Raw genomic sequence first — 22313 nt, forward strand, 5'->3', positions numbered from 1 at the left:
ATGAATGTGGGAGGTGTTCGGATAAAGTCGATAATCAAGGCCTTTGCCGAATCCTTACCGGCGCCTCTGGACAATTGGGGTACGATGAACTAACTGCATATCGGGCGAATACGAAGGGGCCCTGTCCATGAAATACACCAAGCTCGAGCGTAACTGGGTTATGTACGATGTGGGCAACTCGGCCCTCGTGCTGCTCAATACCTCGGTGGTGCCCATCTACTTTAACGCCATCAATACCGGTGCTTCCTCGGCAGACCTGGTGGTCGCTTGGGGCAACGCTCAGACGATTGCCTCGCTGGTCATTGCCATGCTCATGCCCATTCTGGGCGCGCTTGCCGATTACGCTGGCAACAAGATCAAGTTCTTCTTGGGCTTCTTCCTCACGGGCCTGGTCCTTTGCCTGGCGCAGGCTATCCCAATGTCCGCCATGGCATTTTTGACCGTGTACGTGCTGTGCACCATCGGCCTTAACTCTTCTATGACGTTCTACGACGCCATGCTGCCCGACATTACCACCGACGAGCGCATGGACGCCGTGTCCAGCTCGGGTTATGCCTGGGGCTACATCGGTTCCACCGTGCCGTTCATCATCTGCTTGGCGCTTATCATGGGTGGCCCCGCTCTTGGCGTCCCCACCATGCTGGCAACGCGTCTGTCGTTTATCATCACTGGTGCCTGGTGGCTCATCTTTACCCTGCCGCTCATTCGCACCTATAAGCAAAAGTACGGTCGCGAGCGTGGTCCCGAGGACACCATCGGCCACATCGTGGGCGGTGTGTTCTCCGAGGTCGGACACACCATGCGCGAGATTGCCCACAACAAGACCGTACTGGTCTACATGATCGCGTTCTTCTTCTACATCGACGGTGTGCACACGGTTATTTCCATGGCAACCAGCTACGGATCGGCTCTGGGCATCGACTCGACCCAACTGGTGCTGGCTCTGCTCGTTACGCAGTTTGTGGCCTTCCCGTCCGCTATCATCTACGGTAAGCTCGCCGGCCGCGTGGGCACGCTCAACATGATCTTGGTGGCAGTCGCTGCCTATATGGGCATTGTGCTGTTCGCCGCGTTCTTCCTAAAGACCGCCTTTGAGTTTTGGGTGCTTGCCATTATGGTCGGCCTGTTCCAGGGCGGCGTGCAGGCGCTCAGCCGTAGCTATTTTGGCCGCATTATCCCCAAGGAAAAGTCCAACGAGTACTATGGCTTCTTTGACATCTTTGGTCGTTACGCAAGCGTTATGGGCACCTTTCTGGTGTCGGTCGTTACCTCGCTGACCGGCAACCCGTCGCTGGGCGTCCTTTCCATTGGCGTGCTGCTGGTCGTTGGCTTTGTGCTGCTGGTCCGTCTGTCCCGCATGTCTCAGACGGCAGAGCAGGCCGCATAGGAACTTGTCGGTAATTGCGTCCGCCGCGATACTCTTTTGGGGTTATCCGCAATAAACATTCTGACTTTCGAACAATGATTAGCCCAAGTGGGTATGATGGAGTCAGCTAGGTCGCGGGGCGTCGCCTGTGTTTGGCGGCGTCCCGTTTTTGTGTTGCAGGGAGGGTAAGGCATGAACGCCACGGTCGTGATTCCAACGTATTGGGCGGGCGATGACGCTCGCGCAAACGCCCCTGGCACCTATGACCATTCGACACGACTCAACGCCGACAATCCCGAACTCGACCGCTGCCTGGCCTCGCTTGAGCAGGTACGTGACATCCCGCGCATCATCCTTTTGGTGGTCTGTCCCGTTTCTGCCACAGCCGATGTGTCGCTGCGCGTGCACGAGATTGTCGACGCGCATCCCACGCTCAAGGTCACCGTTGTCACCAACACCCAGGCCTCGCGCATCGCAGACCGGGTTGCTCAGATCGCACCCAAGGGTTCGGGCGAGTGCGTGAGTCTGCGAGGCTACGGCGCCATCCGCAACATGGGGCTAGCCTGTGCCGCTGTGCTGGGGCATGACGCGGTTATCTTTTTGGATGACGATGAGACTGTCATCGACGCCGACTTTATGAAGCGCGCGACCTACGCGCTGGGACAGCAGACGCGTCAGGGCTTGCCGATCTTGGTCAAGAGCGGCTATTTCTACGATCGCGACGGCTCGCCGTTGGCTCCCACGGATAAGGCGGGCATCTGCCATCGTTGGTGGACCAAGCGCATCGAGTTCAACCGTTGGATGAAAAAGGCGCTCTCGGGCACCCGCATCTCGCGCTCCAACTACGTGTGCGGCGGCCTGATGGCCCTGCACGCCCGCGCCTTTACGCGTGTGGCCTTTGATCCGTTTATCACCCGTGGCGAGGATCTGGATTACCTCTTTAACATGCGCATGTTTGGCTACGACGTGTGGTTCGATAACGAGTGGACCGTGCGTCATCTGCCTCCAGAGTCCGAAAAGCGCTCGCCGCGCTTTATGCAGGATGTATACCGTTGGTACTACGAACGGGCCAAGTTGACATTTGCCGCGCATCAAAAGGAGCTCATTCCCGTTACGGCGGCATCGCTCATGCCCTACCCGGGCCCGTGGATTTCGTGCGAGCTCGACGACCGCGTGCGCAAGACCGCTATGGTCCGCAGCGTGTTTACCCGCGAGCATGAGGGCTACCTGCGCATCTGGCGCCATGGTATCGACGAGGCAAAAGCCTATGCGCGCCAAAACGCTGCAAGCTACCTGCGTTTCCAGAGCTTTTGGCCCAAGATTATGGACGGTCTCTGGCGTGACGCACAACTGACCAGCATCCTGGAGGGGACTGAATGATCGACCGCCGCGCCCAGCGCGATAGTTCAATATCAATCTTTCGCATCATTGCCGTTGCCTGCGCCATTTGCGTGCTGATGTACTTTATTTTTGCCCTGGTGACCGGTATCGAGCCGATCGCCACGGTGATTGCCTGTGCGCTGCTGTGCATCTTTCTGTGCATCTTTATCTTTTTGACGCTCAATCCCGATTCGGTGCGCTCCCAGTACACCGAGGAGACGCTCTCGGTGGCCTCGGCCATGCTCGAGGACATTAAGGGCGGTCTGACGCAGGAGTCGGCGCGTTTGGTGTGTCAGCGCATTTTGCCCGAGACGCGCGCCATGACGGTGGCCATCACCGACGAGGACAACGTGCTTGCCTGCGCGGGCGAGTTTGAGGAAAAGCTACTGCCAGATTCTCCCATCCACACGCTTGCCACACGCTACGTTATCGAACATGGCATCGTGCAATCGTTCAACCGTATGGTGGATGTCGTGGGCTCGGACGGCTCGCACAACCAAGTCCCCGCCGGCATTATCGCCCCCATCAAGGTGGGCGATCGTACCGTCGGCACGCTCAAGTTCTACTACAAGACCCCGCGCGCTGTCGACCGTACCCAGTACGCGCTTGCCTCGGGCTTTGCCGAGATCTTGTCCACGCAGCTCGCCATCCATGAGCTCGAGGTGCAAAAGGAACTCACAGCGCGCGCCGAGGTGCGTGCGCTGCAGGCGCAGATTAACCCGCACTTCCTGTTCAACACGCTGAACACCATTGCATCGTTTACGCGCACCGACCCGCTGCGGGCTCGCGAACTGCTTCGTGAGTTCTCATCGTTCTATCGCGCCACGCTCGACAACTCGGGATCGCTTATTCCGGTCTCGCGCGAGGTCGCACAGACCAAGCGCTACCTTACCTTTGAGAAGGCCCGCTTTGGCGAGGACCGCGTGCTTGCGACGTTCGATGTGTCCGAGGACGTGGAAGATACGCTGGTGCCGGCGTTCGTGATCCAGCCGATTGTCGAGAACGCTGTGCGTCATGGTATGGGCGATGACGACGCCCTGAGGATCGACGTGACCGTTCACCAAGACGGCGAGGATGCAATCTTGATTGCCGTGGCCGATAATGGCGTGGGCATGGATGAGGGTACCGCCGCCAGACTGTTTGACGAGCGCTCTGCCCGTCCCGACGCCAGCTCTCCCCAGGGTGGCGGCGCCGGTGTGGCCATGCACAATATTTCGGAGCGCATCCATCGCTTTTTTGGGCCGCACTCCTATACGCGTGTCGAATCGGCGCCGGGCAAGGGCACCAAAGTGCTTCTTCATCTTGATTTGTCAGAGAGCATCTTTGACATTCAAGAGTAAAATAAAAGGCTACGGGCTCAACGTCATGCGACGGATGCCCGGCGTAGTTAGTTGACGAAAGGTTTTATCCCTATGCTGCGTGCGATGATTGTGGATGATGAAGCGCCGGCTCGCTCGGAGCTTCGCTTCTTGCTCGAGCAAACGGGCAAGATCGGCACGATCACGGAGGCGTCGAGCGTCCGCTCCGCCATCGAGATGCTTATGGAAAGTCGCGTGGATGTCGTGTTTCTCGATATCTCGATGCCCGGTGCCTCGGGCCTGCAACTTGCCGAGGCGCTGCATAAGCTCAAAAATCCGCCGGCGATCGTGTTTGTGACTGCGTATAGCGACCATGCGGTCGAGGCATTCGACGTCGATGCCGTCGATTATCTGATGAAGCCTGTCGAGGAAGCTCGCTTGGATCGCGCGATCGAGAAGGTCATGCAACGCGCCAAGCCGGTTACGGACAGCAAAGTGACCATCGAGCGTATCCCGGTGGAAAAGGGCGGCCGCAAGGTGCTCATTCCCGTGGATGACATCCGCTTTATCATGGCAAAGGACGATTACTCCTGCATCTATACCGTCGATGATCGCTTTTTGTCGACGACCTCGCTGGCGCAGTTTGAGGCCAAGCTCTGCGACTTTGGCTTCTTCCGTGTTCACCGCCGCTATATCGTCAACCTAGCGTGCGTCACGGACGTCGAGACGGTGCCCTCGGGCGCCATCCAGCTGGGCATTACGGGCGTCGACGAACGCGTGCCGGTTTCTCGCCGCCGCGTCGTGCCGCTCAAGAAGGCCCTGAGTCTCTAGCACGCTGGCCCCGCAGCCCTGTAGACCCATCGTCTGCGGAGCCGTGGGGCCTTTTTTGTATGTATCTGCCGAATCGTTTTTTGCGGAAGGGATCCCATGAACAGTGCAAGCGCCAAGCGTATCGACATCATCTCGGACACCCACGGCTATTTATCGCCTGCGCTCTTGGATGAGCTTGAGGGCGCAGACCTGATCATCCACGCCGGCGACCTCACGTCAGAGATGGACTACGAGCACCTATGCACCATCGCCCCCGTGCGGGCCGTCTTGGGCAACAACGATTACTACCGCGACTACGGCCCCGATGTAGACCGTCTTGCACTCTTTACCTACGAAGGCCTCAAATTCGCCGTAGCCCACTACCGCGAAGACCTTCCGGTGGGATCCGTAGACGTAGCCATCAACGGTCACACCCACGTAACCAAAGAAGCCCAAGTAGGCCGTTGCTTAGTCCTCAACCCGGGCAGCGCCAGCTACCCCAGAGGCACCCGAGGCCCCACCATGGCCAGAATGCTCGTCAAAGACGGCCATGTCATAAGTACCAAGTTTATTGACCTAGACTAACCGCAACAAAAACGGGGGATGCACAACGCATCTCCCGTTTTTCTTTGAGCCAAAGTAAGAAGTCCAACCAGAACAATCAGACCAACCCCGCCGGGAAGCACGCGGGCTAGCCGCGCAGCGGCGCACGCCCGCAAAACTGGTTGAATAATGTGACGGCAGGGAGGGTCTCCGGCGCTGGGGGCGGGGGTTAAGTTTGTCGCGAGTTCCGCACGCAAAGGAAAGCACTTAATGTGCTTTCCGTCTTGCGCAGGACTGTAGAGCAGCAAACTTAACCCCCGCCCTCAGCCCCGGAAGCCCTCCCGGATGGCCCCAAAAAATTTTTCAAAAAAGTTGTTGCGCGCCGGACAGACTTCTGTGTATACTAATCCCCGCAGCGCACGCGAGCGGAAACAAACGCGAACGTCTGCCTGGGGAGTTAGCTCAGTTTGGTTAGAGCGCCGGCCTGTCACGTCGGAGGTCGCGGGTTCGAGCCCCGTACTTCCCGCCAACGCAATTAAAGCCACGTCTTCGGACGTGGCTTTTTGCGTTTGATACACTTTGTTTCGATAGAACGATCGCCCTGAGGCATCTTTGCCCAGAATCTCCGCGCCTTCGGGAACGCAAGTAAAATCCAATAAGCATATCTGTCTAAACAGCAGCTTTGTTGCGCAACACCTGTTCAACGAGACAGGGGGTTAGGTTATACTAAATTGAACTGTGCGCCGCATCTGATGCATTTCGCTCCAAGCGCGGCACTCAGTGGATATCCGATTTACCATTTGGATGTCCTGGCGGTCATTTAGCGTCTCGACACAAGCTCGGCCCCGGAGCTCGTTCGAGCTGTTCGTATTCCTTGAAAGGGGAAAAATGGACATATCGAGGAAGACTGATTACGCCCTTCGTATGCTGGCGATGCTTGCCGAGGATCCGGAGTGTTTGCTTTCTGTTCGCACCGCTGCCGAAGAGGTCAATGTCCCGTATTCGTTTGCCCGTTCGATTCAACACGGCTTGGTCCAGGCCGGTATTGTGGAGAGCCTGCGTGGCGTCCACGGTGGCATGCGTCTCAAGGTCAGTCCGGACGACGTCACCATTCGTCAGGTCGTCGAGGCCGTTCAGGGTCCTATGGTTATGAACGATTGCACCGCGCCTGATGGTGACTGTGCGCGCATGGGCGCGTGCTGCTATCATCCCCTGTGGGCCGGAGCCCAGGCGTTGATGCGCGACTACCTCGATTCCGTTTCGCTCGGCGACATCGTCGCTCACCGCCAGTTCCCGGCCGTCGATCCCAAGTTCGCCGACCGCGAAGCGTTTCCCGAGTACGCCACCTGCGCGTGCGCTTGCCGGGAGGAATAGCGCCGCATAAGGAGCATAGCCATGATTCAGGACCCCTTTCGTTCGATGATTCGTTCGGAAGGGGTCCTGCGTTATCGCGACCTTCCGTGGCGCCGCACACGCGATCCGTACATCATTTGGCTTTCTGAGGTCATGCTGCAGCAAACGCAGGTGCCGCGCGTGGAGGCGCGCATGCCGGTGTGGCTCGATCGTTTTCCGACTGTGCAGGCGCTTGCCCAGGCCGCGCCTTCCGATGTTTTGGACGCTTGGCAGGGGATGGGCTACAACCGACGCGCTCTGGCGCTCCACAAGGCCGCCCAGCGCGTTATAGAGGACTGGGACGGGGAGTTTCCGCACGAGACACGTGACTTGGTCGCTCTTCCTGGTATTGGCCCGGCAACGGCGCAGGGTATCCGGTCGTTTGCGTTTGATCTTCCGGGCGTGTATCTGGAGACCAACGTGCGCACGGTCTTTCTGCATCACTTCTTTCCCGATATGCCGGCTGTTCCCGATCGCGAGCTGGTGCCGCTGATCCAAGCCGCCTGTCCGGCGGCCCCCGGTGCGGCGACCGACGAGATCGCTCCCTTTGCCGTGCCGCTCGATGATGCCGACACGCCGCGCGCGTGGTATTACGCGTTGCTGGATTACGGCGCATATCTAAAAAAGACGTTGCCCAATCCGTCCAGGCGGTCGGCGGGCTATAGCCGTCAATCAAAGTTTGAGGGCTCACGTCGCCAAAAGCGCGCGCATATCGTGCGTATGTTGCTGGCAGCGCGCGATGGCCAGCCGGCGGGGATTACGCTTGCTGATACCGTGGTGGGCGTTAACGAGATGGAAGCGGCAGCCGGTCGCGGGCCGGTCGAGTGCGACTTGATCGCGGGTATTCTAGCTGACCTGGAGCGTGAGGGCTTTTGCCGAGCCGAGGGCGATCGCTGGCTGAGCATTTAGCCCGTGCAAATCTGAAGAACAGGATTGTAAGGTTTAGATTTTCGGCAGGGGGTACCATAAAATAAGGCCGCTCAAAGCCTATGGGCGGCATGTATTGAAGGGAAGTACACCTATGGATTTTGAGAGCTCCCAAACCAAGAAGAACCTTGAGACCGCTTTTGCCGGTGAGTCCCAGGCGCACACCAAGTATCGCTACTATGCATCCAAGGCTAAAAAGGACGGTTACGTTCAGATCTCGAATATCTTTGCCGAGACGGCGGGTAACGAGTCCGAGCACGCCAAACTGTGGTTTAAATATCTGCACGACGGCGCCGTTCCGGGCACTCTGGACAACCTGCGCGACGCCGCCGCGGGCGAGAACTACGAGTGGACCACGATGTATGACGAGTTTGCCAAGACCGCCGAGGAGGAGGGTTTTGCCGAGATCGCCGAGAAGTTCCGTGGCGTCGCCGCCGTCGAGAAGGCCCACGAGGAGCGCTACAACAAGCTCGTCGAGCGCATTGAGTCGGGCGAGGTGTTTGAGCGCGAGGGCGTAAAGGTGTGGAAGTGCCTGAACTGCGGGCACCTGCATGTTGGCGCCGAGGCGCCCGAGGTGTGCCCGGTGTGCAACCACCCGAAGGCGTACTTTGAGGAGCAGGTGGTGAACTACTAGCGCGTGGCGCTGGTTGCTGCGGGGCGCGGGGCGGGAGGCCGGATTGCCTTCCCTCCCCGCTCACGGCTCCGCAGGGTCGCGTTGAGGGAAGGCAATCCGGCCTCCCGCCCCGCGCCCCGGCGTTGGGTCGTCGCGTGCTCGTTACTGAAAAGCTGATTAGAAGTTTGTGTGCCGCCCCTTTAGGGGCGGCACGTTTTTGTGTGGGGTCCCGGTCTTCACAATTTCCGTCAAGCTTTTGGTTAGGTTTTGGTCGGTTGGCGAAAGGGCAGAAAGGCAAAAGATTGCTGGCGAAAAAAGCTCAGAGAAAGTGCTGGTAGGAGAGTTGTTGAGGTTTTCGACAGCTTTTGTCAACAAGAAACTTTGCAGCTATTGCTACGGATTGCGTTGCCGTGGCCTTGGCGGTGCGGGATGCTGGTCGTAAGCGTCGAATGCTCCGATTTTGGAGGCCAGCATGGATCTGTTTCTTGAGACCCCGCAGCAACAAGCCGAGCGCATGTTGCGCCAGCAGCAACGGCTTATGGAGATGCAAATGCAGGGGGCGGCCGTCCAGCCTCCTGCGCAAAACGCCGCGCCCGCGGTGTCGTCTGCGTGCGCGGCGGCCCCAGAGGCCTATTCCGTACAGCAGGATTCATATGCCCAGGAGCTCGCGTTCGATAAACGTCGTGCGCGTCGTCGTCGCTGGGCCCAGCGCCTGCGTACGCTGGCGATGATCGTGCTGATCCCGTTGGGGCTCGCGGCAATCTTCTTGTCCTCATATGCCCTCACGTGCATTCTCAACGGTGCCTCGCCCAGCGAGGTGCTTGAGCACTTGGCAGCTCTCGGTCAGCGCCTAAGCGATGTCGTAACAACCATCCGTGCCGGCTGGGAGAGCTAACGTTTTAGTGCCTGAGGTCCGAAATCTATTTGTCAGATCGCCGTAGTGCGCCCGGTGCATGTGGCGGGGTAAGATTGATCGCGGTTTCGATTGGTGGTCGATTGGGTTTGTTGGGCGGAGTCTATGTCTGCTATTGATATCGTGCTTGTTGTGATCGCCTTGGTGGCGGTGGGGGTTGCTGCGGTTTGCGCCCTGCAGCTTAAAGGCCTTCGTGCCGAGCTACGAGAGCGTGGCGGCAACGACGCAGAGACACTTGCGGCGCTCGAGCAGGCCAACAGCACGCTCGATGCACTCAATGTCGCGCTAGCGGAAACCCGTCGTACCGCAAACGCCATCGCGCAGCAGCAGGCGACCGACGCCGCCGTGGAGCAGCAGCGCTACCTGACCATCGCGCGCGAGTTCTCGCAGGCTAGCGACCGTATGGATGACCTGCGCCGCGAGACGGCCCAGCAGCTCGGCGCCAACCGCGAGGGTATCGAGCAGCGCCTGGACAAGGTGCGCGAGACGGTCGATGCCCAGCTGGGCGCCATTCGCAAGGACAACAACGTGCAGCTCGATCAGATGCGCGCCACGGTGGACGAGAAACTCTCCCGTACGCTCAACGACCGCCTGTCCGCATCGTTTAAGCAGGTGAGTGACCAGCTCGAGGCCGTGTACAAGGGCCTGGGCGACATGCAATCTATCGCCACTGGCGTGGGCGACCTTAAGCGCGTGCTGGGTAACGTCAAGGCGCGCGGCATTTTGGGCGAGGTGCAGCTGGGCGCGATCCTGGCGGATATCCTCACACCCGATCAGTATCTGGAAAACGTTGCCACCAAGCCCGGCGCCTCGGAGCGTGTTGAGTTTGCCGTCAAGCTGCCGGTAGACGAGGGCGACCCCGTACTGCTGCCGATTGACTCCAAATTCCCGGGCGACGCGTACGAGCATCTGCTCGATGCCCAGGAGTCGGGCGACGCGGATGCCGTCGCCGCCGCGCGCAAGACGCTTGACGCTATGGTCAAGCGTGAGGCAAAGGACATCTGCGAAAAGTATCTGAGCGTGCCCGTGACCACCAACTTTGGCATCATGTTCGTTCCGTTTGAGGGGCTGTACGCTGAGGTCGTCAGCCGCCCCGGGCTTATCGAGACCCTGGGCCGCGACTATCATGTCAACGTTGCCGGCCCTAGCACCATGGCGGCCATTCTCAACAGCCTGCAGATGAGTTACCAAACGTTTAAGCTGCAAAAACGCACCGACGATGTACTGCGCGTGCTCTCCGCTGTCAAGGCCGAGCTGCCGCGCTATCAAAAGGCGCTGCGCCGCGCCCAGCAGCAGATCGAGACCGCGGGCAAAACGGTCGAGGGCATCATTACCACGCGCACCAACGTCATGGAGCGCAAGCTCAAGGACATCGACGCGCTGGAAGACGCCGACCAAGCCGATGAGATCTTGGGGCTCACGCCCGCGGGCTTTCCCACAGACCAAGAAGACGAGGACTAATTGCAACAAGACGGCGGGGCGCCGGCGCAAACGCGGATGCCCCGCTGCTTTTCGCATCGTGCTTGCCTGAAGTGCGCTTCAATGTGCAACAATGGCGTTTCGCCCTATCAGACGCGAAAGGAAGCCCATGTCTCAGAGAAGCACCAGCCCGCTCAAACGCTCCACCGTGCGCCGCACGCTACAGCGTTTTTGGGATGTCACGCGCACGCAGCCGCTGATTGTCTTTCTCTCGGTGTTCTCGTCGGCGGGCTACATCTTTTTGCTGACGTTTGCCAATACCTATGTGATGGCCCTCATTGTCGACCGCGTTCAAGCCGGTCCCGTGGCGGGTGACCAGGTGTTTGAGGTCTTCGGTCCCTACATTCTGGCGCTCGTGCTCGTCAACCTGGTGGGCCAGATCCTCTCCAAGCTGCAGGACTACACCGTCTACAAGCTCGAGATCGCGGGCAACTATCACCTGGCGCGCCTGTGCTTCGACACACTCTCCAACCAATCCATGACATTCCATACCAGCCGCTTTGGCGGATCGCTTGTGAGCCAGACAAGCCGTTTTATGAGCGGCTACACCGGTCTGGTCGACGTGACGGTGTATTCGCTCATCCCCACCATCACCTCGGTCATCTGCACCGTGGCCGCACTCGCCCCGGTGGTGCCCACATTTACCGTGATCCTGGTGTGCATCATGGTCGTCTACATCGCGTTTGTCTGGCTTATGTACAAGCGCATCATGCCGCTTTCGGCCGCGACGTCCGCCGCCCAGAACAAGCTCTCGGGCGTGCTCTCCGACGCGGTCACGAACATCTTGGCCGTCAAGACCTGCGGGCGCGAGGACTTTGAACGCGATCTGTTCGACGCCGCCGATCGTGCCGCGCGCGACGCCGAGACGGTCTCGATGCACGCCATGATGCAGCGCAACTTTACGACCTCGGGCCTTATCGTCATCACCATGGCCGTGGTGAGTGTGTTCGTGGCGGGCGGCAACGCGTGGTTTGGCATCTCGGCCGGCTCGCTCGTCATGATCTTTACCTACACCTATAACCTCACCATGCGTCTGAACTACGTAAGCTCCATGATGCAGCGCATCAACCGCGCGCTCGGTGATGCGGCCGAGATGACGCGCGTGCTGGACGAGCCGCGTCTGGTGGCAGACGACGAGAACGCTCCCGAGCTTAAAGTGACCGAAGGTGCGATTGATTTTGAGCACCTGAGCTTTGCATATCGTGACGCCGCGGCGGGCGAGAACGTGTTCGATGACCTGACACTTCATGTGGCGGCGGGCCAGCGCGTGGGCCTGGTGGGCAAATCGGGCTCGGGTAAGACGACGCTCACCAAGCTGCTGCTGCGTCTGGACGATGTTCAGGGCGGCCGCGTGCTTGTGGACGGTCAGGATGTCTCGCACTGCACGCAGCAGAGCCTGCGCCGCCAGGTTGCCTACGTGCCGCAGGAGGCGCTGCTGTTCCACCGCTCCATTCGCGAGAATATCGCCTACGGCCGTCCCGACGCCACCGACGAGCAGGTCCGCGAGGCCGCGCGCCTGGCCAATGCCCTGGAGTTTATCGACCGCTTGCCCCGTGGCTTTGACACCATGGTGGGCGAGCGCGGCGTTAAGCTTTCGGGCGGCCAGCGCCAGCGCGTGGCCATTGCCCGTGCCATCCTCACCGACGCGCCGATTCTGGTACTCGACGAGGCGACGTCTGCCCTCGATAGCGAGTCTGAGGCGTTGGTGCAGGAAGCTCTCGAGAACCTGATGCGCGGCCGCACCTCCATTGTGGTGGCGCATCGCCTGTCCACCGTGGCGGCGCTCGACCGCATCGTGGTACTGGCGGATGGCGAGATCGTCGAGGACGGCACGCATGTGCAGCTCGTCGAGGCGGGCGGCGAGTACGCGAGCCTGTGGAGCCGTCAGACCGGCGCATTCTTGGAGGCGTAAACGTCTCGGACGTGGGACAATTGTGCCCATAAGTTTATTGTGCCGTTGAGCCGAGGAGTCGTTATGCCACGCGAGACCAATGCCGCCAAGCGCGAGCGCGCCATCGAGGTGTGTGAGCGCCTCAACCGTCGCTATGGTCCGGTCGAGTGCTTTTTGGACCACGAGAATCCCTTCCGCCTGCTGATCGCGGTGCTGCTTTCGGCGCAAACGACCGATGCGCAGGTCAACAAAGTGACGCCGCGGCTGTTTGCCCAGTGGCCCACGCCCGAGGCCATGGCCGGGGCGAGCGTAGCTGACGTGGCGGACACCATCAAGTCGCTCGGCTTCTACAAGAGCAAAGCCAAGCATGCCGTCGAGGCCGCGCAGATGATCGTCGCCGACTATGACGGCGAGGTGCCGGCCGACATGAAGGAACTCGTGAAGCTGCCGGGCGTGGGACGCAAGACGGCGAACATCGTGCTCAACGTGGGGTATGGCATCGTGGAGGGTATTGCGGTGGACACGCACGTCAACCGCATTGCGCACCGCCTGATGCTGAGTCCCAAGACGCATGCCAAGGAACCGCTCAAGACCGAGCAGGATCTGCTCAAGATTTTGCCGCACGAGTATTGGGAGTCGGTCAACCATCAGTGGATCACCTTTGGTCGCGAGATCTGCGACGCCCGCAAACCCAAGTGTGACGAGTGTCCGCTGGCAGATTTGTGCCCCAGCGTGCGCGTGGCGGGGTAGGGCGGAACGCATCTTCGTCTGGCGTTTTTTGCGGGGCTGGGTTTGCCCTTGAGCCGGAGTCCGCCCCATGCGTTACCATGACAATCAATAGTTTTGATGTACGACCCGCCGAGCCTGCCCCGGCGGGCTTTTGGCGTTGCGATGCCGGAGGACCACATGCTCATTCACCGTATAGCCGCGCAGCTCTACACTGCCGAGGCGCTGCAGACCGTCGAGGCCGGACTCGATGCCGGCGAGGACGTGACGCTGGCCGTGTCGCAGTCGGGCCGCACGCTCATGGCGGCAGCCCAGTTTGCGCGCCGCCCGCGTCCCACGGTCTATATCGTGAGCGGCGAGGACGCGGCCGATCGCGCCGCGCGCAGCCTGGCCGCCTATGTGGGTCTGGCGCATGTGTGCCGCTTTCCCGAGCGCAAAGACTATCCATGGCGTGAGCAGGCGCCCGACGACGCCGTGGTGGCCCAACGCTGCGAGGCTTTAGGGCGCATCGTGCGCGGCGATAACTGCATCATGGTCGCCTCGGCCCGCGCGCTACTGCGTTGCGTGCCGCCGGTCGAGAGCCGCTATTGGGAGTCCACCACCTTTGCGGTGGGCGAGGAGATTCCCTTCGACGAGGTGCCGCAGCGCCTGGTGGGCATGGGCTACACCAATGCAGGTGCCGCCGACGCGCCCGGCCTGTTCCGTGTGCACGGCGATACCGTCGAGGTGTTCCCCGCGCAGGAAAAAGCACCCGTGCGCATTGAGTTCTTTGGCGACGAGATCGACCGCATCCGCCGCATGGTGAGCTCTACGGGTCAAACCATCGGCAACGAGGACAGCATCGAGATCTTCCCGTGCCGCGAGTTGGCGCTCACCGACGAGGTCGTCCACAACATGCATGTGGCGCTCTATCGCGCCAGCCAGAGCGATAGCAAGCTGGCGGCGCTGCTCGAGATGGTGGACGCGCGCATCGTCACGCCCGAGCTCGACCGCTTTTTGCCGGTGATGTACGGCCAGACCGTGAGCCCGTTGGCGCACGTGAGCGGCAAGGCGCTTGTGGTCCTGTCCGAGCCGCGCTCGTTGTTCGATGACTGCCTGCGCGCCTACGAGGATATCGAGGCCCGTGCCGGCGAGGCGGGGATTGACCGTCTGGAGGGTCTGTATGTGCGCGCCCAACAGCTCGACTTTGGTGCTCAGCAGCGCCTGAACTACGTGAGCCTGATTCGTGCCGGCGGTGCGGTTACAGCCGAGCTCAAGATTGAGCAGCCGGCCATTGCGGGCTCGGACAATCGCTTTATGACGCGCGTTCAGGAGGTCGTGGGCAAGCGCTATGCCTGCGTGTTTGCCATTCCCGACCGCGGTGCGCGCGAGTCGATGGAGCTCACCTTTGGCGACGATGGCATCACCTTTGAGGAGTCGCTGACGGCCGCCCCCGAAAACGCCGGCGTTATCGGCGACCGCGTGCGCGTGGCGGCGGCGGATTCTGCCGACCGTGCTGCTCGTCAGGCGGCCCATGCTTCGATTCGCGAGCGCCACGCCGATGCGCTCAACGCCCGCTCGCTCGAGGCGGGCGCGGCCCAGGCTGCCGCCGGTGCCGCTGTGCCCACCATCTCGCGCGGGCGCGTGACCTTTGTGGATGCCGCTCTGCCGCAGGGCGTGGTGGTGCCCGATGCCAATCTGGCCGTGTTCTCGATCGCCGACCTCAACGCCCGCATGGATGCCAATCGCGCCCGCAGCCGCCGCAAGGTGGACATTACGCAGATCACCTTCCCCTTTAAGCCGGGCGACTACGTGGTGCACGCAACGCATGGCATCGCGCTCTTTAGCGAGATTGCGCGCCAGGAAGTGGGCGGCAAGGAGCGCGACTACTTTTTGCTGGAATATGCCGATGGCGACAAGCTCTACGTGCCGCTCGAGCAGGTCGACCGCATCACGCGCTATGTTGGCCCCGACGGCGACAAGCCGCGCCTGACCAGGCTCAACACCGCCGACTGGACGCGCGCCACCAACAAGGCGCGCAAGAACGCCAAAAAGCTGGCGTTTGACCTGGTCGACCTGTATACGCGCCGCTCCTCGATTGCCGGTATCGCCTGCCCGCCCGATACGCCCGAGCAGATCGAGATGGAGGAGAGCTTTCCCTACGACGAGACGCGCGACCAGCTAGAGGCCATCGCCGATATTAAGGCCGACATGGAGGCGCCCAAGCCCATGGACCGCCTGCTGTGCGGCGACGTGGGCTTTGGCAAGACCGAGGTCGCCCTGCGCGCGGCGTTTAAGTGTGTGGACTCCGGCCGCCAGGTCATGGTGCTCTGCCCCACGACCATTCTTGCCCAGCAGCACTACGAGACGTTCTTTGAACGCTTTGCCCCGTTTGGCCTTGAGGTCGAGGTGCTCAGCCGCTTTCGCACCCCGGCGCAGCAAAAGCGCGCGCTCAAGGCGTTTGCCGAGGGCACGATCGATGTGCTGATCGGCACACACCGTCTGCTTTCGGCCGACGTGAACCCCAAGAACCTGGGCCTGGTGATCATCGACGAGGAACAGCGCTTTGGTGTGCAGCACAAGGCGCAGCTCAAGAACCTGCGCGAGCAGATCGACGTGCTCACGCTTTCGGCCACGCCCATCCCGCGTACCATGCAGATGGCAACGAGCGGCGTGCGCGACATGAGCCTGATCACCACGCCGCCGACCGGGCGCCGTCCCGTGATTGTGCACGTGGGGGAGTACGACCCCGACGTGGTGAGCGCGGCGATTCGCCTGGAGGTGGGTCGCGGCGGCCAGGTGTACTACGTGTCCAACCGCGTCAAGACCATTGACGACGCCGTGGCGCGCGTACACGAGGCCGCGCCCGAGGCGCGCGTGGGCGTGGCGCACGGCAAGATGAGCCCGCGCGAGGTCGAGGACGTGATGATCGAGTTCGCGACCAAAAAGATCGATGTGCTCATCGCCACGACCATCGTGGAGAGCGGCATCGACAACGCGTGCGCCAATACGCTCATCATCGAGGACTCGCAGCGCCTGGGTCTGGCACAGCTCTACCAGCTCAAGGGCCGTGTGGGTCGCTCGGCCACGCAGGCCTACGCGTACTTTATGTTCCCCGGCGAGCTGCCGCTCACCGAGGAGGCCACGGCGCGCCTGACTGCACTTTCCGAGTTCCAGGACCTGGGCAGCGGCATGCGCATCGCCATGCGCGACCTGGAGATCCGCGGCGCCGGCTCGCTCATGGGCGCCGAGCAGCACGGCAACCTGTCGAGTGTGGGCTTTGACCTGTTTACGCAGATGCTGGGACAGGCCGTGGCCGAGGCGCGCGGCGATGACGACGCCGGTGTGGAGGCGGCGAGCGTGGGTATTAACCTGCCGGCCGACTACTTCTTGTCCGAGGAGTACCTGCCGGCGGTGGACCAGCGCGTGCTCGTGTACCGCAAGCTCGCGGCGGCTGAGGACCTGGAGAGTGTCGACGAGGTGCAGGAGGAGACCGAGGCCGCGCATGGTGAGCTGCCGCTGGCGGGACTCAACCTGTTCAACCGCGCGCGCATCCGCATTCGCGGCGAGCGCCTGGGGCTCGAGAGCGTCACGCTCAGCGGTGGGCGCATTACCTTCCTGGGGGTTGACGTTCCCAAGAAGGTAGCCTTTGAGCTTAAGACCCGCTACGGTGCGGTGAACTTCCCCAAGAGCCGCAAGCTGTCGGTGCCCTACAAGGCGGGCGCCGGTGCGGGCAGCGGCCTGGGTCGAGGTCTCGACGCCAACGACGGCACCGGCCCGGTGGCGGCCGCGCTCATGCTACTGCAGCAGCTGGGCGCGACTGACGATGACTAACGGGTCGACGCTGCAAACGCCTCATTTGGGCAATCTGACCCCATCGAAAGGAAAGCATGTTCGGGTATATCTATAAGAAAGATGCCGCTGCTATCGCGGTCATCCTGGCCTTTTGTCTGCTCGTCGGGTCTTTTTTCGATTACCAAATCTCGAGTGCGCTGTTCAACTCGTCTAGCCTGTTTGGCCGCTTTGTCGAGGCGGCCGGCGAGCTGCCGTTCGAGCTGACGGCGAGCGTCGCGGGCATTATGCTCGTGCGCTCGGCACGTCCCGATTCCAAGGCGAGCAAGTGGCTCGCCGCGCTGGGCGTTCTGATCAACGTAGGCCTGGTCGGCTACGAGATTATCGGATCGCTGCGCGTCGGCGGCAAGCTTATTGCGTTTCAGCTGGTTCTGACGTTTGCATTGGTCATCGCGGCCAACCTCATCGCCTATCGCCTCACGCGCGACACCGACTCCGACGAGCTCACACGCTGGGCGCTGATGGTGCTTGCCGTGTGGGTCGCTCAGGCCATCATCCTCAACGTGGTTGTCAAGCCGCTGTGGTCGCGCCCGCGCATGCGCGTGATCGAGGTCACGCCGGGGCTCAATTTTCAGCCGTGGTGGGTGATTGGCAACCCCGACAAGTGGAGCTATATTGCAGCCGGCGTAATCAAGGACGGCTTTAAGTCGTTTGCGAGCGGACACACGGCGCACGCGGCGATCGGCCTTATGCTCGCCGGGCTTCCCGCGGCGGCTTTTACGGAAAAGCCGTCGCGACGCCGCGTGGTCTTTTGGGTCGCTGCCGTGGTCGCGGCGCTCGTCGCCTTTGGCCGTATCGTGATCGGTGCACATTTTTTGACTGACGTGAGCTGCGGCTTTGCCCTGGTGTTGGCACTTGAGTGCCTTGCCGCGCGCATTGCCTATCCTCACGGCGTACAATAGCCCCACCTGAATCATCTGGCCGATACCTGGTAAGAGAGGATTGCCATGCTCGCGTTCAACAACGACTATTCCCACGGCGCACATCCGGCGGTGCTGCAGGCGCTCGTCGACACCAACATGGAGCCGCAGCCTGGCTACGGCACCGATGCGCACACCGAGCGTGCCAAGCAGCTTATTCGCGAGGCCTGTCAGGCTCCCGATGCCGACGTATTTTTGCTGGTGGGCGGCACGCAGACCAACGCGACGGTGATTGACATGCTGCTTGCGCCGTACGAGGGCGTCGTTGCCGCCGAGACCGGCCATGTCGCTTGCCACGAGGCGGGCGCCATCGAGTTTGGCGGCCACAAGGTGCTCACCATCCCCGGCTACGAGGGCAAGATGCACGCCGAGGATCTCGAAAACTATATCCAAGTGTTCTACGAAAACGAGAGCTGTGAGCACATGGTGTTTCCGGGCGCCGTGTATGTGAGCCTGTCGACCGAGTACGGCACGCTGTACTCCAAGGCTGAGCTCGCGGCAATCCATGCGGTGTGCCAGAAGCGCCAGATTCCGCTGTTTGTTGATGGCGCCCGCCTGGCTTATGCGCTGGCGGCCGATGAGTGCGACATTACCCTGCCCGAGCTGGCGCAGCTGTGCGACGTGTTCTACATCGGCGGCACCAAGTGCGGCGCGCTTTGCGGCGAGGCCGTGGTGTTTTGCGGCATGCACGCTCCGGCGCATCCCATTCCGCGCATTAAACAGCACGGCGCGCTGTTGGCCAAGGGTCGCCTGACGGGCGTGCAGTTTGAGGCGCTCTTTACCGACGGCCTGTATTTTGAGATTGGTCGCCAGGCGATCGAGACGGCTCAGGCGCTTCGTCGAGTGCTGCACGAGCGCGGCTACCAGTTCTTTTTGGAGACGCCCACAAACCAGCAGTTTGTGATTCTGCCCAACGAGGATATGGCCCGCATTCGTGAGCATGCTTCGATCGAGTACTGGGAAAAGTACGACGAGACCCATACGGTGGTGCGCTTTTGCACCAGCTGGGCCACGACGCAGGAGGACATCGACGCGTTGGCGGCTGTCCTGTAGCTTGACGTAATGACGAGGGGCCGCCCTGCGCCTGGGTTTGGCGCAGGGCGGCCTTTGCTTTTGAGGGAGAGGGGTTGTGTGACCGAGATGTCCGAGCCGACGATTCGCCTGGCGACGCCCGATGATGCGCCAGCGCTGCTTGCCATCTATGAGCCGTATGTGCGCCAGACGGCGATTACCTGCGAATACGAGGTGCCGAGCGTTGAGGAGTTCGCCGGGCGCATCGAGCGTACGCTCGAGCGCTATCCGTATCTGGTGATGGAGCTGGACGGGTGCCCGGTAGGCTATGCCTATGTGAGTCCGCTCAACAGCCGCGAGGCGTACGACTGGTCGGTCGAGACATCGATCTACCTGGCGCGCGACGTGCGCCACGGCGGACTGGGTCGCAGGTTGCACGACGCGCTCAAGCAGTGCCTGGTCGCGATGGGCATCACCAACATGTGCGCGCTCATCGCCGTGCCGCACGACAAGGACGACGAGTACCTGACGCACAACAGCCAGGATTTCCATGCCCATATGGGATATCGCCTGGTGGGAGCCTTCGACCGCTGCGCCCAAAAGTTCGGTCGCTGGTACGACATGTGCTGGATGGAGCTGATCCTAGCCGAGCGCACCCCCAACCAGCCCAAACCAACCTGGTTCCCCGACCTTCCTAAACCTACCATTTAGGGACAGGTTTATTTTGGCAGGTTTTTGGCTGTCTTGTGGTATCAAATCGCCGCAAGTAGCGTGGCGTTTGTACGCTATTTTGACCTGGATTGTCCCCTCGGGACGCCTTGCGGGCTAAGTGAGTAGGCTTTTTTGGCGCAGGCCGAGCACAAAGCGTATCTGCCTTAGTAAAACCGCAGGTCACGGAGGTGGCTGTTTTGAATGTGCTCGGCAGGTCGCGAAAAGTCTACTCACTTAGATTTACGGTGCTGGATATTTTGGGCAGGAACAGTTGAGCTTGGGCGGCGAGTGTTGCCAGGCGATGTTGGCATTTGCGCCATGCCGGCTTGAGATTTAATAAAAACCGCAGGTAAAACGTTTATTAGGTACATTTTGCCTCGTTTGGTGCGCTAGCCGATGGGCTCGGTGTATTTGGCGCGGTCGGTGCGCTGGATACGCTTGGAGATATGGAGCGGGTGGCCGTCGGTGTCGTAGACGTAGTCGGTGATCAAGATCAGCGCCTGCCCACGCTCAACGTTGAGCAAAAACGCCTCGTTTTGCGAGGCATAGCACACCTCAAAGGTCTTATGTCCCTGTGCCGGCGCGCGATGGAATTCTTGGCGCAGCGTGGCGTAGAGCGAACCGTTGATATCGCGATCGATGAGTGCCTCAAAGCTCGGTGGTAGATAGGTGGTTTCCAGGCACAGCGGCGCATCGTCCAGGTAACGCAGGCGGACAAGTTTGACGAGCTTGCTGCCCACGGCGGCGTCAAAGAACTTAGCTATGCTGCCGGCCGCCTTGGCAAAGCCCGAGTCCACGGTGCGCGTGGTGGGCTTCATGCCCTGGCCCTGTACCTGTGCCGTGTAGCTCGAAAACACCAGGTTGTTCTCGTGGAGCGCTGGCGTGTCGGCCACAAAGGCGCCACGTCCGCGCTCGGTGCGCACCAGGCCCTCGTCAACTAACACCTTAAGCGCGTGGCGCACGGTGCTGCGCGACAGCCCCGATTCGTCCATGAGTTCCATCTCGGACGGCAGCTTGTCTTCGCGCGCGTAGACGCCGGCGGCGATGCGGTCGCGCAGCGTACCCGCCAGACGCTCGTATTGGGCCAAGTTCTTTTTTGACGAAGTGATCATGCGAACAACCTGTATCTAACTTGTATGCTTACTGAACCAAGCATGTATCCAACATGACAACAAAACCGCTGGTAATGGCTTGCCGAAAACTTTACCAGCAAAATTTCTAAGACAAATATAGCATACAACTAGTCGACATAACCAAAACATGTATGTAACTTGTATGCCATCGAGAGCATCAAACGAGAAGAAAGGCTGATGCACGATGACTACTCAGGAACAGGTTAAGGATGTCGTCTCCCAGGTTTTGGCTGACAAGGCAGACAAGGGCGGCATCAAGCGCGTTGTGTGGATTGGCGCCGGCGGATCTAACGGCGGCAACTATCCTGCCCAGTACTTTATGGAGCACGAGGCCACGCAGGTCGTGAGCTCCAGCTACACCAGCAACGAGTTCGTGCACGCCACCCCGGCCTACGTCAACGAGAACACCCTGGCCGTCGTCGTGTCCATGCGCGGCACCAAGGAGACCATTGTCGCCGCTCAGGTCGCTAAGGACCACGGCGCCAGCACCATCGCCATCTACGTTGACGAGTCCGCCCTCACCGAGGTCTGCGACTACAAGATCCAGTACGACAGCCTGGCCGTCGACGAGTCCTGCATGGGCCGCACCAACTCCGCCGTCGTGACCATGATCGCCATGGAGCTCACGCAGCAGACCGAGGGCTATGCCGAGTACGAGACCGCTATGGCCGCCTTCGACCTGGTCGATCCCATCTATCGCAAGGCTGTTGAGTACACTCGCCCGCTCGCTGCCAAGTGGGCCGAGCAGAACGCCGACAAGCCCTGCATCAACGTCATGGCTCAGGGTCCGCTCTTTGGCGCCGCCTATGTCTTTAGCATCTGCAACGTGCAGGAGATGCTGCAGATCGACTCCTGCACCATCAACACCTGCGACTTCTTTCACGGCCCCTTCGAGATCCTGGACAAGCGCACCTCGCTGTTCCAGCTCGTCAGCGTCGGCCGCAGCCGCTGCAACGACGAGCGCGGCATCCGCTTTGTCAACCAGTACGGTGGTGAGCGCGTCTATCAGCTCGATGCCAAGGAGCTCGGCCTCAATGACATCAAGGACAGCGTGAGCGAGTACTTCAACCACCTGATCTTTGCCCCGATCCTCAACAACGTGTACATGCGTGCACTCTCTGCCGTCACCCACAAGGACTACATGACGCGCCGTTACATGTGGAAGCTGGATTACTAAGGGATAGAGCGGCCTAACAGCCCAATACCCCTCATGAGTTGCGGTGGAATAGTTCCTGTTTGGGAGTGTGAAGCCTCTGTTTGAGAACTATTTCACCGCAACTGCTAGAGCGGCACTTGGGGACGTTCCCTTTCTGCCGGCAGTTAGGGATGTTCCTTTTAATATGAGCAGGACATTGTCAAGAGGCAAAAT

General features: G+C 60.8%; 18 protein-coding genes and 1 tRNA gene. 18 read left to right on the forward strand and 1 reads right to left on the reverse strand.

The genetic code is table 11. From position 1 onward, the window contains the following. Positions 1-127 precede the first annotated feature (127 nt). The 17 genes from DW151_RS09445 to DW151_RS09525 all read left to right on the forward strand — a co-directional run bounded on the left by DW151_RS09445 (position 128) and on the right by DW151_RS09525 (position 19811). Positions 128-1387, forward strand: coding sequence for an MFS transporter (locus DW151_RS09445; RefSeq protein ID WP_118335546.1), 1260 nt, complete (start codon positions 128-130; stop codon positions 1385-1387). A 171-nt stretch (positions 1388-1558) separates the two neighbouring features. Next, a complete protein-coding gene (locus DW151_RS09450) occupies positions 1559-2746 on the forward strand; it encodes a glycosyltransferase (RefSeq protein WP_118335547.1) in 1188 nt (395 codons plus the stop codon). After that, positions 2743-4086: a histidine kinase gene (locus DW151_RS09455; RefSeq protein WP_118335549.1), complete on the forward strand. Its 1344-nt coding sequence runs from the start codon at positions 2743-2745 to the stop codon at positions 4084-4086. The genes DW151_RS09450 and DW151_RS09455 overlap by 4 nt, the downstream gene beginning before the upstream one ends. 72 nt (positions 4087-4158) lie before the next feature. Beyond that, positions 4159-4875: a LytTR family DNA-binding domain-containing protein gene (locus DW151_RS09460; protein ID WP_006235156.1), complete on the forward strand. Its 717-nt coding sequence runs from the start codon at positions 4159-4161 to the stop codon at positions 4873-4875. 96 nt (positions 4876-4971) lie between these two features. After that, the gene (locus DW151_RS09465) at positions 4972-5439 is read left to right on the forward strand and encodes a YfcE family phosphodiesterase (protein ID WP_117564950.1); all 468 of its coding nucleotides are present in this window, start codon (positions 4972-4974) and stop codon (positions 5437-5439) included. Positions 5440-5848: 409 nt separating this feature from the next. Then, positions 5849-5926 (forward strand) — tRNA-Asp (locus DW151_RS09470). A gap of 359 nt (positions 5927-6285) precedes the next feature. Next, positions 6286-6771, forward strand: coding sequence for an Rrf2 family transcriptional regulator (locus DW151_RS09475; RefSeq protein ID WP_117773298.1), 486 nt, complete (start codon positions 6286-6288; stop codon positions 6769-6771). 21 nt (positions 6772-6792) lie between these two features. After that, a complete protein-coding gene (locus DW151_RS09480) occupies positions 6793-7698 on the forward strand; it encodes an adenine glycosylase (RefSeq protein ID WP_117773296.1) in 906 nt (301 codons plus the stop codon). Positions 7699-7810: 112 nt separating this feature from the next. Next, entirely contained in the window at positions 7811-8350 is a 540-nt protein-coding gene (gene rbr / locus DW151_RS09485) for a rubrerythrin (RefSeq protein WP_117646627.1), read from the forward strand. 451 nt (positions 8351-8801) lie between these two features. Further along, a complete protein-coding gene (locus DW151_RS09490) occupies positions 8802-9224 on the forward strand; it encodes a hypothetical protein (RefSeq protein ID WP_118335551.1) in 423 nt (140 codons plus the stop codon). Positions 9225-9347: 123 nt separating this feature from the next. Further along, positions 9348-10703 (forward strand): DNA recombination protein RmuC, encoded by a 1356-nt coding sequence (rmuC, locus tag DW151_RS09495; RefSeq protein ID WP_118335553.1) that lies wholly within the window; start codon positions 9348-9350, stop codon positions 10701-10703. A gap of 127 nt (positions 10704-10830) precedes the next feature. Beyond that, positions 10831-12633, forward strand: a complete 1803-nt coding sequence (locus tag DW151_RS09500; protein ID WP_118335555.1) for an ABC transporter ATP-binding protein — start codon at positions 10831-10833, stop codon at positions 12631-12633. Between the two features lie 63 nt (positions 12634-12696). Beyond that, a complete protein-coding gene (gene nth / locus DW151_RS09505) occupies positions 12697-13362 on the forward strand; it encodes an endonuclease III (protein WP_117800586.1) in 666 nt (221 codons plus the stop codon). Between the two features lie 156 nt (positions 13363-13518). Further along, positions 13519-17151, forward strand: a complete 3633-nt coding sequence (mfd, locus tag DW151_RS09510) for a transcription-repair coupling factor (protein ID WP_118335564.1) — start codon at positions 13519-13521, stop codon at positions 17149-17151. Between the two features lie 56 nt (positions 17152-17207). After that, positions 17208-18071, forward strand: coding sequence for a phosphatase PAP2 family protein (locus DW151_RS09515; RefSeq protein ID WP_118335557.1), 864 nt, complete (start codon positions 17208-17210; stop codon positions 18069-18071). A 45-nt stretch (positions 18072-18116) separates the two neighbouring features. Continuing rightward, on the forward strand, positions 18117-19142 hold the full coding sequence (locus DW151_RS09520; protein ID WP_118335559.1) for a low specificity L-threonine aldolase: 1026 nt from the start codon (positions 18117-18119) through the stop codon (positions 19140-19142). Between the two features lie 87 nt (positions 19143-19229). Continuing rightward, positions 19230-19811, forward strand: coding sequence for a GNAT family N-acetyltransferase (locus DW151_RS09525; protein WP_118335566.1), 582 nt, complete (start codon positions 19230-19232; stop codon positions 19809-19811). Between the two features lie 389 nt (positions 19812-20200). Here the strand turns inward: DW151_RS09525 and DW151_RS09530 are convergent, their stop codons facing one another. Then, positions 20201-20923 carry a GntR family transcriptional regulator gene (locus tag DW151_RS09530; protein ID WP_118335561.1) on the reverse strand — a complete coding sequence of 241 codons (723 nt, stop codon included), beginning with the start codon at positions 20921-20923 and terminating at the stop codon, positions 20201-20203. A 205-nt stretch (positions 20924-21128) separates the two neighbouring features. Between DW151_RS09530 and DW151_RS09535 the strand changes: the two genes are divergently transcribed. Further along, positions 21129-22121 (forward strand): SIS domain-containing protein, encoded by a 993-nt coding sequence (locus tag DW151_RS09535; protein WP_118335563.1) that lies wholly within the window; start codon positions 21129-21131, stop codon positions 22119-22121. The last annotated feature ends 192 nt before the right edge of the window (positions 22122-22313 follow it).

Source organism: Collinsella sp. AM13-34 (assembly GCF_003473055.1).
Taxonomy (GTDB): domain Bacteria; phylum Actinomycetota; class Coriobacteriia; order Coriobacteriales; family Coriobacteriaceae; genus Collinsella.

Coding starts and splice junctions, on each gene's coding strand:
- DW151_RS09445 (WP_118335546.1), top strand. CDS start 128: ATGAAATACACCAAGCTCGAGCGTAACTGGGTTATGTACGATGTGGGC.
- DW151_RS09460 (WP_006235156.1), top strand. CDS start 4,159: ATGCTGCGTGCGATGATTGTGGATGATGAAGCGCCGGCTCGCTCGGAG.
- nth (WP_117800586.1), top strand. CDS start 12,697: ATGCCACGCGAGACCAATGCCGCCAAGCGCGAGCGCGCCATCGAGGTG.
- DW151_RS09450 (WP_118335547.1), top strand. CDS start 1,559: ATGAACGCCACGGTCGTGATTCCAACGTATTGGGCGGGCGATGACGCT.
- DW151_RS09475 (WP_117773298.1), top strand. CDS start 6,286: ATGGACATATCGAGGAAGACTGATTACGCCCTTCGTATGCTGGCGATG.
- DW151_RS09535 (WP_118335563.1), top strand. CDS start 21,129: ATGACTACTCAGGAACAGGTTAAGGATGTCGTCTCCCAGGTTTTGGCT.
- rmuC (WP_118335553.1), top strand. CDS start 9,348: ATGTCTGCTATTGATATCGTGCTTGTTGTGATCGCCTTGGTGGCGGTG.
- DW151_RS09530 (WP_118335561.1), bottom strand. CDS start 20,923: ATGATCACTTCGTCAAAAAAGAACTTGGCCCAATACGAGCGTCTGGCG.
- DW151_RS09490 (WP_118335551.1), top strand. CDS start 8,802: ATGGATCTGTTTCTTGAGACCCCGCAGCAACAAGCCGAGCGCATGTTG.
- rbr (WP_117646627.1), top strand. CDS start 7,811: ATGGATTTTGAGAGCTCCCAAACCAAGAAGAACCTTGAGACCGCTTTT.
- DW151_RS09525 (WP_118335566.1), top strand. CDS start 19,230: ATGTCCGAGCCGACGATTCGCCTGGCGACGCCCGATGATGCGCCAGCG.
- DW151_RS09455 (WP_118335549.1), top strand. CDS start 2,743: ATGATCGACCGCCGCGCCCAGCGCGATAGTTCAATATCAATCTTTCGC.
- DW151_RS09480 (WP_117773296.1), top strand. CDS start 6,793: ATGATTCAGGACCCCTTTCGTTCGATGATTCGTTCGGAAGGGGTCCTG.
- DW151_RS09465 (WP_117564950.1), top strand. CDS start 4,972: ATGAACAGTGCAAGCGCCAAGCGTATCGACATCATCTCGGACACCCAC.
- DW151_RS09515 (WP_118335557.1), top strand. CDS start 17,208: ATGTTCGGGTATATCTATAAGAAAGATGCCGCTGCTATCGCGGTCATC.
- DW151_RS09520 (WP_118335559.1), top strand. CDS start 18,117: ATGCTCGCGTTCAACAACGACTATTCCCACGGCGCACATCCGGCGGTG.
- DW151_RS09500 (WP_118335555.1), top strand. CDS start 10,831: ATGTCTCAGAGAAGCACCAGCCCGCTCAAACGCTCCACCGTGCGCCGC.
- mfd (WP_118335564.1), top strand. CDS start 13,519: ATGCTCATTCACCGTATAGCCGCGCAGCTCTACACTGCCGAGGCGCTG.